Below are 14,057 nucleotides of genomic sequence, written 5' to 3'. Positions count from 1 at the left end.
CGACGCCCGTCAGACGACCGGCCGTGCCGAAGGGGAAACGTTCAGGGACGCGGGAACCGTCTGCCCCGACGATGACGCGAGTGGTGGTCCCCGTCAGGTATCCGCTGACGAAGCACTCCAAAGCGACGCTCTCGGAAGCAATCCGCATCGCCGAGGAGCGCGAAGCGGAACTCACCGTCCTGCACGTGGACCTCTATCAAGAGAACCGCGGCGTGACGCGAGCGGAGTTGAAACGCGCGATAGAGCGCGAGTTCGGTGCCCTCGAACGGACGCGGTACGTCATCCGTCGCGGGTTCCTCGTCGAGGAGACGATTCTGGAGGAGGTGGCGGCCGAGGGCGCCGACATCGTCGTCATCGGCTCGAAACAGGCCAGCCGCTGGCGGCGGATGCTCCGGCGGTTCCTCGACGACCCGGACATCGAGACGTACCTGCGACAGAAGCTCGACTGTACGGTCATCACCGTCCGCGCCGACGGGACGAACGACGGCTGACGGACCGCGCCGACGGTCGGAGCGGCAGTCGACGGACCGCGCCGGCCGTCGGAGGCGAGGGCCGACGCCGGACTCAGTTCTCGTCGCCGTCGCGGGGCGGCCGGTCCATCTCCACCCGCGACCCCGCATCCGTCCACGCCGCGTCGCCGCCCTCGGCCACCTCCGCGCGGAGCGACCCGCTGGTGTCGTCGAACACGTGGTGGGTGTGCGGGTACGCCGCCTCCACGTCCGGTTCGTCGTCGAGGAGTTCGTACAGGTTCGTCTGGACGCGCGAGCGAACGGCGAGCAGTTTGTACGGCTTCTTCGCCCAGAAGCGGAGGGTGACGAGGATGCCGCTGTCGGCGTACTCCTCGAGGTAGGCGGTGGGCTTCGCCGGGTAACGTGCGCTCCCGATGCGGATGTCCGGGCCGCCCTCGATGACCATCTCGGTGTCGCTGGCGGCGCGTTCGAGCAGTTCCCGCGTCTTCGGGATGTCGGACTCGTACGTGGCGAGGAAGCCGATTCGGAGGCGGATGCGCTCGTCCTCGGCGGAGTAGTTCGTCACCAGTCGGTCGCGGATAGTGTCGTTGGGGATGACGAGGAAGGTGTTGTCGAGCGTGAACATCTTCGTGTAGCGGATGGTTATCTCGTCGACGAACCCCTTCCGTCCGTTGTCGAGTTCGATCATGTCGCCGACTTCGTACGGCTGGTCGGCGAGGATGAACAGGCCGTTGATGGTGCTCCCGACGAGGGGCGCGAGGACGATACCGACCACGGCGGAGAACACCCCGACGGAGATGGCGACGTCGCCGAATCGGAGGCCGGCGACGGCGGCGGCGACGCCCAGCGAGAGGATGAAGATGCTGAGGCGCACGAGTCGGAGCATCACCTGCGCGACGCTCTGTCGGCGGAAGCGACGGGCGATGGGTCGCCCGACGACGCGGACGACGTACCCCGAGAGGACGTAGCCGAGGGCGACGACGAGGGCGGCCGCGACGTAGTTCGCGCCCGGGAAGAACAGGAAGTCCGGGAGGAGTTCGCGGACGGCCTGTTCTCCCTCGGTGGGCGTCGGCACCGGGGTCGGCGGACCGGCACCGCTCCCGCCCGCGCCCGCAGTCGCCGTCCCGCCGGCGTCGCCCACCGTCGTCCCCGTTTCGGACGCCGGTGTCGCCCCCGGTTCGGACGCCGACGCCGTTTGTGGGCCGGACGCCGGTTCCGTCCCTGTCCCCGTCTGCATACGCCCGACCACGGCGGGGCCGTTGAAAAAGGGTCGCAACTCTCCCCACTCGCGTCGGACGAGGGCGGGGTGAACGGATAAGTCGCCGCCGAACGTTGCTCTCCACATGTTCGATAACCTCACGCAGACGCCGGACTTCACCATCACCACCGACGGCACGCCCGGAAAGACGCTCCTCGCGGGGTTCTCGTCGTTCGGCCTCGCCGGCCTCACCGCCGTCGACTTCGTCGTGGACCAACTCGAACTCGAGCAGACGGGCCACCTCTCCGTCGAGGGACTGCCGGCCATCACGCCGTTTCAGGACGGCCGGCCGCGACACCACACGCGCCTGTTCTCGCGCGACGACCTCGACGTGACTGTTCTCGTCGGGGAACTGTTCGTCCCGGCGGTGGCGGGCGGCGCGTTCGCCGACGCCGTCCTGGAGTGGACCGCGCGCAACGACGTCGGCGAGATAGCCGTCCTCTCGGGCGTCCCGATTCCGCACGCCCCGGACGAACACCTGACGTACTACGTCGCCACCGACGACTACCGGGAGCGCAGACTGACCGACGCGGAGATTCTGCCGATGGGCCGGGGCTTCTTCGACGGGACCAACGGCGCCCTCGTCGAACGCGGCATCGACTCCTCGCTCGGCGTCTGCGTCTACGTCACGCCGGTCCACGCGCAGGTGCCCGACGTGGACGCGGCCGTCCGTCTGGTCGAGACGGCCGAACGCGTCTACGGACTGGGCGTCGACGCCGACCCGTTGGAGGCGTTCGCCGCCGAGGTGCGCCAACACTACGCGGAACTCGCCCAACGACTGCAGGAACGCGAGGCCGAGATGCCCGAAGACCGGATGTACATGTGAGCGCCGGGCGGCCCGTGAGGGTCGGTCGACTCGTCGGGACGTTCCGCCGTCAGCCACGTTCGTCCGTGATATACCATCGCTTTCTGAAAACCGGTGCTACTCGGAGTATAGTAAACACCAAGGGGTTCGGGTTCGACCGGGGAGATATGGCAGACGAACTCCGGACGACGATGGAGACTGTCGGGGACCGGTTCAACCTCGGCGAGTACGAGATAGACGCGTACCTCGCGGTCCTCGAACACGGCGAACTCACCGCCTCGGAGATAGCCGACCGGACGGACATCCCGCAACCGCGGGTGTACGACACCGTCCGGAGTCTCTCGGACCGTGGCCTCGTCGAACTCCGGGAGTCGCGACCGATGAAGATCGTCGCCGTGGACCCCGACGACGCGTTCGCGAACGTGCAGACGTCGCTGGAGGAACTCATCTCCGAGTTGGAGGCGCGCTACACGGCCCCCGCCCGCGACACCGAGGCCGTCTCCCTCGTCAAGTCACGGTCGACCATCCTGCGCTACATCGAGGAGATAATCGCGGACGCCGAGTACGAACTCGTCCTCTCGGTGGCGGCGGACCTCCTCCGTCGCTTCCGCGACGACCTGGCGGCGGCCATCGACGACGGGGTGAGCGTCGACCTCCTCGTGACGCCGGCCTCGCGCGCCCCGGACCCGGTGGAGTTCGACTACCTCGAAGTCGCCACGCGGGCGCGCGGTCGCCGCGGCATCACGACCCCCGTCCTCGCCGTCGCCGACGGCGAGTACTCCGTCTACGCCACGCAGGACGCCCTCCGAGACGACAGAGACCGCTACGGCGTCATCTTCAACCGCTCGGCGCTCGGGTTCCTCGTCAGCGGTTTCTTCGGGACCGTCCTCTGGACGACGGCCGAGACGCTGGCGGCCAACGGGAAGCGCCGGCCGTTCCCCCGCCGCTACGCCTCCATCCGCCGCGCCGTGAAGGACATGCGCGAACTCGACGGCGAGTTCTACGCCTCCGTCTCCGGTCGGCACGTCGAGTCCGGCGACCCCATCGTCGTCGAGGGGCGCGTCGTCACGACGACGTTCGAGGAGTCCGAAGAGGTCGCCTCCTTCGAGATGGAGACCGAAGAGAGCGTCCTCGAAGTCGGGGGTCTCGTCTCGGCCCTCGAAGACGTGGAGGCACAGGAGATAATCCTCGGTCGCGACGAAGTGCCGGACCGAACGCGGTTCGTCTGAGTTCGTCCGCTACCCGACCGTCGGTTCTCGCGACCGGCGTTATTTCTCGCGACCGGCGTTGTTTCTCGCGACCGGCGTTGTTTCTCACGGGCCGCCGCCGGTTCCCGTGACCGGCAGCCACCACCGCCCGCGACGGACCGCCTACGCCGTTCCGTCCTCGGCCTCGTCCTCGAAGACGTACAGCACCTCGCCGCAGTCCGCGCAGGCCAGCACTTCGCTCTCGGGCGTGTCGAACGCGCCCACCGTGCCGGAGCCACAGCAGCCGAGTTTCCGTTCGGTCTCTTCGGTGTCGCCGCCGCAGAGCGGACAGCGTTCGAGGAACATCCGAAGCGGCGTCGTCGCGGGCGCGCGGACCGGTTCGGGCACGTCGAACTCCGCCATCGCCCGCACGGCGGCGGCGTCGGCGACGGCGTGCGCCCGCGAGAGCCAGATGGACTGGGTCTCGCCGGTGACGGCGATGCCGTCGTACTCGGCGGCGGCCGCCGCCTCGAACGGGGCCGCCTCCGCGACGGCCGCCGCGAGTTCGTCGTCGTCACCCTCGCGGAGCGACGCCATCTCCGCGGCCCACGCCGACCAGAACGCGTCCGAGAGGAACAGCGCGCCCTCGGCGTCCTCTTCCAGAACGCCCGTCTCGAACAGGGCGAACAGCACGTCCTCACCGCTCGTCTCCTCGCTCAACTCGTCGGACTGCCGAACCTCACCGCCGTCCGGCACGTGTTCGAAGAGCGGCGACAGGCCGAGTCGGGAGACGAGTCTCGGCGCGAACTCGGGCGTGCCGGGGACGACGTACCCGCGGAGATAGACGAGTGCGACGCCGACGGCGGCGACGCCGACGGCCAACGGGAACGAGACGACGGTGACGGCGGCGGCGACGACGACGAGGAGTGCGACGTTGACGACGGTACACGGCCAACAGCGCCGGTCGCCGGTGTAGGACGGCCGCCGAATCGAGTCGAGGAGTGACATACCGTACCGAGTGCCGAGCGGGACTTATGGCTTTCTCGACGCGGGCGAGAGAGAGAGAGAACGAGTCAGTCGTCCGAGGAGGCGCCGGCGGCCTCCACGGAGACGTTCGCCAGCGAGACGGCGTTGCCCTCCTCGGAGGACCGGTAGATGGCGTCGATGACGCGTTGGACCTGCAGGCCCTCCTCGACGGTGTTCAGCCCCGGATGTTCGCCGGTGCGGACGGCATCGAGGAACAGTTTCTGTTCGGACTTGTGCGTGTCGTTGGCCTGCGTCTCCACGTCCGTGTCGGTGAGGTGGTTGCCGCCGCCGACGCCGGATTCGAAGAACGTCAAGTCGTGGCTCGCTCGGTCGAACAGCGCGCCGGCGTCGGTTCCGAGCACGTAGAACTCGTCGTTCGTCGGTCGGTTGGCCGCCCACGCGACTTCCAGCGAGATGGTCCGCCCGTCGGCACACCGGATGAACGCGGAGGCGGAGTCGTCCACGTCGAACCCCTCGGGGCCGACGTCGTCGCCCCACATCTCGACGTAGGCGTAGTCGTCGCGGTTGCCGAAGTCCGAGCGCGTGATGGCCGACACCTCTTCGACTTCGGGGTAGTCGAGGAAGTAGAGCGAGAGGTCGATGGCGTGGACGCCGATGTCGATGACCGACCCGCCGCCCGCGACGTCCTCCGAGGTGAACCACGACCCGCGGCCGGGGATGCCGCGGCGCCGGACGTAGTTCGCCTCGACGTGGTGGACGTCGCCGAAGCGCCCCTCGGCCTGGTAGTTCTTCAGGACGCGGACCGGGTTGCCGAAGCGGTTGTTGAAGCCGACCATGCAGACGCCGTCGGCGTCCTTCGCCGCCGCGGCGATTCGCTCCGCCGACTCCAGCGAGTGCGCGAGGGGCTTCTCGAGGAGGACGTGCAGGCCGGCGTCGAGTGCGGCGACGGCGTACTCCTCGTGGAACCGGTTCGGCGTCGTGATGATGACGGCGTCCACCGCCTCGAACATCGCCTCCTTCTCCTCGTACGTGTCGACGCCGTACTTGTCGCCGAACCGACTTCGCGCATCGGGCTGAATGTCCAGACCGCCCCCCAGCGTCGCACCGAGTTCGACGAGTCTGTCCGCGTGGTAGTGGCCGATGTTGCCGAGGCCGACGATTCCGACGCTTGGTGGCGTGTCTGCGTTCATACTTCTGTGATTTACTATCGCGGTTGTTAAGTTTCTCGTTGCATCCTCGAACTGCGCCGTCGAACTGTCACTCTCAGTACAGTTGGCGTTCGCGTTCTTCGCGTTCTTCCTCCTCCTTCTTCTCCTCTTTCAACCGGCGTCGACCCCGAATGTACTGCCGCGTCTTCGGGATGATGACGTTCTTCAGGTCGAGGACGAACGAGACGATACCGTACGCCCAGAAGAGGAACAGGACCGTCATCCCGCCGATGTAGAACCAGCCGAATTCGGTGACCATGACGTTGGGTGGAGCGGACGACACTTAGGTCCGGTGCAAGAGCGACGGTCGCGCGGCTAGTCGTCGCTCTCTGCGGGCGTGCTGCTGTCGGTGCTGGCCGTCGTCGTCGGTGCGAGTCCGTGCATGAGCGCTTGCCCCGTCTCGGTGTCGAACAGGTGGACCTTCGTTCGGTCCAGCACCACCGTCACGTCCTCGTCCTCCGTGATGTCGGAGTCGGGGTCGACGCTCATCAGCAGTTGGTCGGACATCGCGCCGCGCGCCTCCTCGTCGAGGCTCACCTCGGCGTCCTCGCTGAGCAGCAGGTAGACGAATATCTCGTCGCCCATCGGCTCCAGCACGTCCGTGACCGCGTCAATCTGCTTCGTCGGGTTGGCGAGCGACGTGGCGTCGTTCAGCGTGTACACGTCCTCCGGGCGGATGCCGAGCGTCACGTCGTCTCCGACGCTCGCGTCGACCACGTCGGGGTCGAAGTCGACTTCGACCTTATCGCCCGTAAAGCCCGTCTCCGTCAGTCGCCCGTCCACGAAGTTCATCGCCGGACTGCCGATGAAGCCGGCGACGAACAGGTTCTCGGGCTCGTTGTAGCAGGTCAGCGGCGGGTCTATCTGCTGGAGTTGCCCCGAGTCGATGACCGCGATGCGGTCGGACATCGTCATCGCCTCCGCCTGGTCGTGCGTGACGTAGACGATGGTGGTGTCCAGTTCCTTGTGCAGGCGCTGGAGTTCGGTCCGCATGTGGACGCGGAGTTTGGCGTCGAGGTTCGCCAGCGGTTCGTCCATCAGGAACACCTCCGGGTTCCGGACGATGGCGCGGGCGATGGCGACGCGCTGACGCTGTCCGCCGGACATCTCGTCGGGCATCCGGTCGAGCATGCCCTCCAGTTGGACGATGTCGGAGGCGCGCTCGACGCGTCGGTCTATCTCCTCCTTGTCGTACTTCCGGAGGCGGAGTCCGAACGAGATGTTGTCGTACACGTCCATGTGCGGGAACAGCGCGATGTTCTGGAACACCATCGCCACCCCGCGGTCCTTCGGCGGGAGGTTCGTCACCTCGCGCCCGCCGATGAACACCTGCCCCTCCGTGGGCATCGTCAGGCCGGCAATCATCTCCATCGTCGTCGACTTGCCGCACCCCGAGGGGCCGACGAGACAGACGAACTCGCCGTCCCGAATCTCGAGGTCCATGTCTTCGACGGCCGTTACGTCGTCGTAGCGCTTCGTCACGTCTTCCAGTGTAACTTCTCCCATTGTCTTACTCCTTGAGTGCGCCCGCAGTCAGTCCGCTCACGATACGCTCCTGTGCGATGATGACGAGAATCGCCACGGGGAGCACCCCGACGATGCTCGCCGCCGCCATCAGATTGTACGGGGTGTCGAATTGCCCCTGATACTTGAGGATGCCCGCGACGATGGGCGCCCACGAGGACGCCTCGCCGTTGTTCATCAGGAACGAGAAGAAGAACTCGTTGTAGACGCTGATGAACGTCAGGACGCCCGCCGTCGCCACGCCGGGCGCCGACAGTGGGATGATGACGCGGAACAACGCGCCGAGACGCGTCGTCCCCTCGACGCGCGCCGCGTCCTCCAACCCGTCCGGAATCTGTCCGTAGAAGGTCGTGAGGATGAAGATGGACAGCGGCATGAACAGCGCGCTGAACGGTAGCACCATGGGTGCCGGCGTGTTGAACAGGTCCGGCGACGAGACGGTTATCGGTCCGAGGACGATGCTCGTCCCGCCCGTGAACAGTTGGAACAGCGGCAGGAAGAACGCCGCCGGCGGGAAGTACGAGATGGCCAGGATGGCGAGCATCAGTAGGCTCCGGCCCGGGAACCGAAGGCGGCCGAACACGTAGCCCGCCAGGCTCGCCAGCAGCAGCACGATGATGGTCGTCGACAGTCCCAGCACGAAGCTGTTGAACATGTAGAGGTGGAACGGCACCCGCTCGAACATGGTGACGAACACGCCGGGGTTGAACCCCTTCGGCAGCAGCCCCATGTTCGAGATAAGCTCGTTCGGCGTCAGCGAGAGCACCAGCAGCCAGTAGAACGGGAACAGCGTGGTGATGAGGAAGAACACCGTCGCCACGTAGAACATCGCTCTGTACGCGCGCTTCGGGTTCTTGATGACCGTACTCACCCACCGCTCGAGTGGGCCGCGCTTGATCTCTGCGTCACCGTCTTTCTCGAACGTACCCTGTTCTGTCGCCATCTCAGAATCCTCCCTCCGCGTCAGCGAACTTGGAGATGTACACGGAGACGACGATGCCGATGAGGCCCGCCGTCACGAACGCCACCGTGGCGGACGTGGCGTACATCGAGTTGTTGAACGTCGTCACGACGAGACACGACAGCGACGGCACCGTCGTGCACCCGGCCATCGTCTCGATGATACCGTACACGCGCATCGCGCCGATGGTGCGGAACAGCATCGCCACCAGCACCGTGGGGAGGATGAGCGGGAACGTTATCATCTTGAACTGCTGCCACTTGGTCGCGCCGGACACCTTCGCCACGTCGTACAGCGAGCGGTCGATGCTCTGGAGTCCCGCGAGGATGAGCAGGGCCATGAACGCCGTCGTCTTCCACACGTCGCCGACGATGATGAGGAACAGCGAGTCCGCCGTGTTACGGAGCGGCGTGTAACTGAGCCCCAGCAAGTTGAGGAACGCCGGGTCGTCCGCGGAACCGACGAGGAAGCCGATGTTCGGCTGGAACATCAGGTACCAGATCATCCCCTGGATGACGATGGGCACCGCCCACGGGATGATGATGGCGACCCGGACCCAGCGCCGGCCGCGGAAGTCCTGGTCGAGGACGAGCGCCTGCACGAAGCCCAAAAGCGTCTCGAACAGCACGCTCACGAAGGTGAAGATGAGCGTCACCATCAGCGCGCTGGAGTAGATACCCGTCACGAACGGGAACGACGTCGTGAACGTCGGCAGGAACGCCGACGGCAGCGCGAAGTCCCTCGCCCCCGTGAACAGGTCGATGTAGTTCTGCAGGCCGACGAACTGACCCAACCGCGCCGAACCCGTCAGCTGGTCGGCGTACAGCGAGTAGCCGAACGTCTGAATGAGCGGGTACAGTGCGATCACCAGCAGAATCAGCAGCGCTGGTGCGAGCAAAAAGTACGCGAACTGAGTCTCCGTCAGCGACTCCATCCACCGGACCGCGGAGACGTACGGCCCACTCCTGGAGCTATCCCGAATTGTGTCTCCCGAGTCTTGTTCTGTTGCCATGATAAATGATAACGTTTCGCGGTTGCCTTATGTCTATCCGATAGCCTTATTGGCTCTGCTCGATCTGCTCGAGCGTCGATTTCAGATCAGACATCGCCTGTTGGGGGGCTTTCTCGCCCGCGTAGGCCGCGTTGACCGCCGACGCTATCTGGCTGGACTGCTGCGGCCAGACGACCGTCACGGGGCGCGGGATAGCGTTCTCGCCGGCCACCTTCAGCTGCGGCAGGTAGCGGCCGATGACGTCGACTTCGGCCGCGCGGTCGGAGTCGAGCAGTTCCGGACGCGGCGGAATCCAGCCCTGGAGGCCGAAGTTCGCGAGGGCCGCTTCCGGCTGCATGAAGGCGCGGAGCACCTGCACCGCGGCCTGCTTCTTCCGGTCCGGCGCGCTCGGGTTCATCGCCATGTGCCAGCCGCCGAGTGCGGCGACGGGGCCGCCAGTCATCGGGTACTCGGCTTCCTCGGCCGGGATGCCGTACGGAATCGGCATGACGCCGAGGTCCTCGCCGAAGGCGTCTTCGGCGCCGTTGATGTTGATGGAGTACGGCCAGTTGCGGTGCATGATGGCGTCGCCGCCCGTGAACGGCTTGCGCGAGGGCTCCTCGGTCCACTGGAGCACCGCCTCGGGGGCGATGTTGCCGGTGATGCCGTCGAGAGCGTGTTCGTCGTCCTCGCCGTTGAGGAGCGTCCGGACCATCTTGATGGAGTCGATGACCTGCTGTTCGTCCACCGTGATGGGTCGGTCGCCGATGGGCCCGAACAGGTTCTCCTCGGGGTTGCCGAAGTAGGCGCCGCCGTAGGAGGTCATGAACTCGTTGAAGTCACAGCACGACAGGCCCTCGTAGGCCGACGCCTGGAACGTGAACCCGTACTGGATGTCGGAGTTGGCCTCCATCGCCTCCTTCGTTATCTTGGAGAACTGCTCCCACGACATGGACTCGGTCGCCCACTTCTCGAAGTCCGAGTCGCCGTAGCCCGCGTTCCGGAGAAGGTCCTTGCGGTACTGCATCGTCGGGAAGTCCGGGAACATCGGAATCGCGTACAGGTCCCCGTTCTCGCCCTGCGCCGTGCCGACGCTGGCCTGGAAGTACTCCTCCTCGACGGTCGAGACCATGTCGCTCGGCAGCGTCTGCGAGAGGTTCTGAATCTGGTTCCGCGCGATGAACGGAATCGTCCACCCGCTGTCCATGAGGAGGAGCGTCGGCTCCTCGCGACCCGAGCCCAGCCACTGCTGGTACTGGTTCTGCCGGTTGTTCGTCACCTGCGACCCGGCGATGATGTCGATCGAGATGTTGTCCGCGAGGCCGCCCTCGTTGTGGAGAATATCGCGAATGCCGTCGATGTTGTCCGACATGCGCGAGTCGCCGGCGATCTGAATCGTGATGTCCTCGGTCACTTCCTCGGTGTCGATCGCCGTCCCGGTCTCCGTGTCGTCGGAGCCGCCGCCACCGCCGTCGCCGTTTCCGTTGCCACCGCTGCTGCTGATACAGCCCGCCAGACCGACAGCAACACCGGACGCACCCGCCGCTTTCACGAAGCGACGCCGCGAGACGCCGCTGAGTTTGCGTTTACCGTCACGTGAGTCAGTATCAACCATTACAGTCCGTATTGTTTGAATCAGGATTATTTATAGTTTTGGTAGTAGTAACTACAGCAGTTGTAGTAATCTTTGTGTCACTAACTACTCGCAAGAACAGGCGCTACAGACGCTGGTTCCTCGACTCTCGGTCCCCGACGATACTGTGTCACACAGTACGGGGGCGGCGAGTATAACGCTTGTCCGCCGAGTTCTCGCATCGGCGGGAGACGGTTCGGCGGAGACAAAACGGCTTTACCCCCGCCTTCGTTATCACCGCAGAGATATGGAGGCGCGAACACGGGACTATCTGGAGGGGCGGTTCGGCGACTACTACCGGAGCGCCGACGTCGCCCTGCCGCCCGCCCCGGAGCGACGCGAGTGGGGGTACATCCCGTGGAGTGCCGGCGGAACGACGATGGTGCGACACCAGTCGCTCCTCGACGTCGGCGACCTCGGGGACTTCCTGTCGCGGACGGCACCGCGGCACGTCTACTTCTCCTCCGCGCGGTTCGACGACCCCGGGGCGGGGACGATGGACGAGAAGGGCTGGCAGTCCGCGGACCTCGTGTTCGACCTGGACGCCGACCACCTGCCGGGCGTGGACCCCGAGACGACGTCCTACGCCGACATGCTCGCGGCGTGCAAGGACGACCTGTTGAACCTCCTCGACATCCTCGAAGACGACTTCGCGTTCGCCGACACGCAGGTGGTCTTCTCCGGCGGCCGGGGCTACCACGTCCACGTCCGCGACGAGGGCGTCCGCGAACTGGACAGCGAGGCCCGACGCGAGATAGTCGACTACGTCCGCGCCATCGACCTGGACGTCGAGGGCCTCGTCGGCACGGAGTCGAACCGCGGGACGACCCGCCGCGTCCTCCGGCGGCGGGGCGGGTGGGGCGCGCGCGTCCACGACCGACTCATCGAACTCGCGGAGAACCTGCGCGAGATGGACGAGGCGTCGGCGCTGGAACGACTGCAGGAACTTCAGGGCATCGGCGAGGGGCGCGCGAAGACCATCCTCGGACAGGTGCACAACAACTTCGACGCCCTCCGCGAGGGGAACGTCGAGGCGGGCGGCCCCGGCACGCGCATCCTCGTGGACGCCCTCGCACGGGAGGCGACGGCGGCGGAGACGGCCCCCATCGACGAACCGGTGACGACCGACACGAAGCGTCTCATCCGCCTGCCCGGCAGTCTCCACGGCGGGTCGTCGCTCCGCGTGAAGTCCCTCGAACGCGACGAGGTGGCGGACTTCGAACCGCTCGAAGACGCCATCCCCGACCGCTTCCGCGGCCGGGACATCGAGGTGCGCGTGACCGACCCCGGGCCGGTCGAGTTCGACGGCGATAGTTTTACACTCAGCCACGGTGACCAGTCTCTGGAAGAGTGCCTCGGCGTCTTTCTGATGGCCCGCGGGCGTGCTGAGAAGGTGACAGAATGAACTTAGACGAGTTACGGAGTGTCCGGCGGACAGAGCGACAGAAGGACAGCCTCCAGCATCTCCGCGACTCGTTCTACGAGGACGTCGCGGACTACATCGCGGCGCAGAAGGCCGAACGGCAACGCGCCGCCGACGCCGCGGACGACCCGTTCTCGGACCCCGAGGTGGGTCGTCTCACCGACGAGATAGAGACGGCCGAAGACGTGGTCGAGGCCATCTACGAACGCCGCGTCGGCAAAGTCGTCAAACTCGCCTCCTTCGCCGCCGCGGACATGAGTGCGGACACGAACGGACTCACCGCCGAGGAACGCGACCTGTTCGACGACCTGGTGAGTCGCATCAAGCAGAACCGCGACACCGTCCTCGATGTCCTCGCGGGCAAGCGGGCCGGGTCCGAGACGACGACGAACGTCGGCGGGGCGTCGGACGCGGACCCCGACGTCCCCGACTCGGGGTCCACGGCGGCGACACCGCGCGAGGATTCGGCCGCGGACGCGCCGCCGTCGACTGCGGGCGACGACACGCCACCGCCGCCGCCGGACGTGGACCCCGACGCTCCGGCGGACGACCCCGGTGACGTCCTCGCCGACGCGATGGGCGGCGACGGCGCGACGGGTTCGACGGACGACCGCGCGGGCGAGCAGTCGTCGGCGTCGGACGCGGCCGCGTCGACGGCCGACCAGTCGGACGCCGACCGCCCGACCACGGAGGCGACTGCCGTCGCCGGCGGCGAGTCGCCCGTCGACGGCGGGTCCGACGGCGAGAGCCCCGACGACGGGACGACCGGCACGGCGGACGACACAGAGCGCGTCACGCTCCGAATCACGCAGGACGTCGGGCAGATTCTCGGCGTGGACGAACGCGAGTACGACCTCGAGACGGAGGACGTGGTGACGCTCCCGACGACGAACGCGGACCCACTCGTCGAACGCGGCGCCGCCGAACGCCTCGACTGAGCGCTCCCGTCCCCGGCGGCCCGCGACCGGCGACGTTTTCATGCGCCCGTGCGACGCACGAGCCATGCTCAGCGTCGGCGACGAAGCCCCGGATTTCGAGTTACCGGACCAGAACGGACGGACGGTGTCGCTCTCGGACTTCGAGGGCGAGTACGTAGTCGTCTACTTCTACCCCCGCGCGAACACGCCCGGGTGTACGACCGAGGCCTGCGAGTTCCGCGACGACTACGACGAGTTCGAGGCGCGCGGCGTGACGGTCCTCGGCGTCAGCGACGACCCAATCTCCGACCTCGAGGCGTTCGAGGACGAACACGACCTGCCGTTCCCCCTCCTCTCGGACGAGGACGGGGCCGTGGCGTCGGCGTACGACTCCTACGGCGAGAAGAACATGTTCGGAAACACCTTCGACGGCGTGTTCAGAAACACGTACGTCGTCGCCCCCGACGGGACCGTCGCGTTCGCGTACGAGAACGTCTCGCCCGAGGGCCACGCCGAGCAGATTCTCACCGACCTCGACGACCACGGCGCCTGAGGCGGCGTCGGGTCTCGCCGCACCCCGACGGCCAGCGTCGCCACTCCGCGGTGCACACCGGGTTTCCGATGAAAGAAACTCTCAACTGGTGGATTGCGGCGTCGTCGGAAGGAACGTACCTCTACATAGCCGAACAGAGT

General features: G+C 66.6%; 14 protein-coding genes. 6 read left to right on the top strand and 8 right to left on the bottom strand.

Annotated features, from left to right (window positions below; translation table 11 throughout):
• Positions 1-71 precede the first annotated feature (71 nt).
• A complete protein-coding gene (locus BM310_RS11095) occupies positions 72-491 on the top strand; it encodes a universal stress protein (protein WP_089807681.1) in 420 nt (139 codons plus the stop codon).
• A 73-nt stretch (positions 492-564) separates the two neighbouring features.
• Here the strand turns inward: BM310_RS11095 and BM310_RS11090 are convergent, their stop codons facing one another.
• Entirely contained in the window at positions 565-1,707 is a 1,143-nt protein-coding gene (locus BM310_RS11090) for a mechanosensitive ion channel family protein (RefSeq protein ID WP_089807679.1), read from the bottom strand.
• Between the two features lie 106 nt (positions 1,708-1,813).
• Between BM310_RS11090 and BM310_RS11085 the strand changes: the two genes are divergently transcribed.
• Both BM310_RS11085 and trmB read left to right on the top strand, forming a co-directional pair.
• Entirely contained in the window at positions 1,814-2,554 is a 741-nt protein-coding gene (locus BM310_RS11085; protein WP_089807677.1) for a proteasome assembly chaperone family protein, read from the top strand.
• 146 nt (positions 2,555-2,700) lie between these two features.
• The gene (gene trmB / locus BM310_RS11080) at positions 2,701-3,762 is read left to right on the top strand and encodes an HTH-type sugar sensing transcriptional regulator TrmB (protein WP_089807675.1); all 1,062 of its coding nucleotides are present in this window, start codon (positions 2,701-2,703) and stop codon (positions 3,760-3,762) included.
• Between the two features lie 141 nt (positions 3,763-3,903).
• Here trmB and BM310_RS11075 read toward each other — a convergent pair whose 3' ends face one another.
• The 7 genes from BM310_RS11075 to BM310_RS11045 all read right to left on the bottom strand — a co-directional run bounded on the left by BM310_RS11075 (position 3,904) and on the right by BM310_RS11045 (position 11,006).
• Positions 3,904-4,728: a hypothetical protein gene (locus BM310_RS11075; RefSeq protein ID WP_089807673.1), complete on the bottom strand. Its 825-nt coding sequence runs from the start codon at positions 4,726-4,728 to the stop codon at positions 3,904-3,906.
• Positions 4,729-4,793: 65 nt separating this feature from the next.
• The gene (locus tag BM310_RS11070; RefSeq protein WP_089807671.1) at positions 4,794-5,897 is read right to left on the bottom strand and encodes a Gfo/Idh/MocA family protein; all 1,104 of its coding nucleotides are present in this window, start codon (positions 5,895-5,897) and stop codon (positions 4,794-4,796) included.
• A 73-nt stretch (positions 5,898-5,970) separates the two neighbouring features.
• Positions 5,971-6,174, bottom strand: coding sequence for a hypothetical protein (locus BM310_RS11065; protein ID WP_089807669.1), 204 nt, complete (start codon positions 6,172-6,174; stop codon positions 5,971-5,973).
• Between the two features lie 56 nt (positions 6,175-6,230).
• Positions 6,231-7,421 carry an ABC transporter ATP-binding protein gene (locus tag BM310_RS11060; protein WP_089807667.1) on the bottom strand — a complete coding sequence of 397 codons (1,191 nt, stop codon included), beginning with the start codon at positions 7,419-7,421 and terminating at the stop codon, positions 6,231-6,233.
• A gap of 4 nt (positions 7,422-7,425) precedes the next feature.
• The gene (locus BM310_RS11055) at positions 7,426-8,382 is read right to left on the bottom strand and encodes a carbohydrate ABC transporter permease (RefSeq protein ID WP_089807665.1); all 957 of its coding nucleotides are present in this window, start codon (positions 8,380-8,382) and stop codon (positions 7,426-7,428) included.
• Position 8,383: 1 nt separating this feature from the next.
• Positions 8,384-9,334 carry a carbohydrate ABC transporter permease gene (locus tag BM310_RS11050; protein ID WP_177232650.1) on the bottom strand — a complete coding sequence of 317 codons (951 nt, stop codon included), beginning with the start codon at positions 9,332-9,334 and terminating at the stop codon, positions 8,384-8,386.
• A 124-nt stretch (positions 9,335-9,458) separates the two neighbouring features.
• Positions 9,459-11,006, bottom strand: a complete 1,548-nt coding sequence (locus BM310_RS11045; RefSeq protein WP_143105147.1) for a substrate-binding domain-containing protein — start codon at positions 11,004-11,006, stop codon at positions 9,459-9,461.
• 265 nt (positions 11,007-11,271) lie between these two features.
• Between BM310_RS11045 and priS the strand changes: the two genes are divergently transcribed.
• From priS to bcp, 3 genes are all read left to right on the top strand, one after another.
• A complete protein-coding gene (gene priS, locus BM310_RS11040) occupies positions 11,272-12,429 on the top strand; it encodes a DNA primase small subunit PriS (RefSeq protein ID WP_089807661.1) in 1,158 nt (385 codons plus the stop codon).
• Positions 12,426-13,385, top strand: a complete 960-nt coding sequence (locus tag BM310_RS11035; RefSeq protein WP_089807659.1) for a DNA replication complex subunit Gins51 — start codon at positions 12,426-12,428, stop codon at positions 13,383-13,385. Before priS ends, BM310_RS11035 begins: the two co-directional genes overlap by 4 nt.
• A gap of 64 nt (positions 13,386-13,449) precedes the next feature.
• Positions 13,450-13,917 carry a thioredoxin-dependent thiol peroxidase gene (gene bcp / locus BM310_RS11030; protein WP_089807657.1) on the top strand — a complete coding sequence of 156 codons (468 nt, stop codon included), beginning with the start codon at positions 13,450-13,452 and terminating at the stop codon, positions 13,915-13,917.
• The last annotated feature ends 140 nt before the right edge of the window (positions 13,918-14,057 follow it).

The sequence above is a fragment of the Halogeometricum rufum genome, from assembly GCF_900112175.1.
Taxonomy (GTDB): Archaea; Halobacteriota; Halobacteria; order Halobacteriales; family Haloferacaceae; genus Halogeometricum; species Halogeometricum rufum.
The sequence above is the reverse complement of the archived record's forward strand: the minus strand, read 5'-3'. Positions and strand labels throughout refer to the sequence as shown.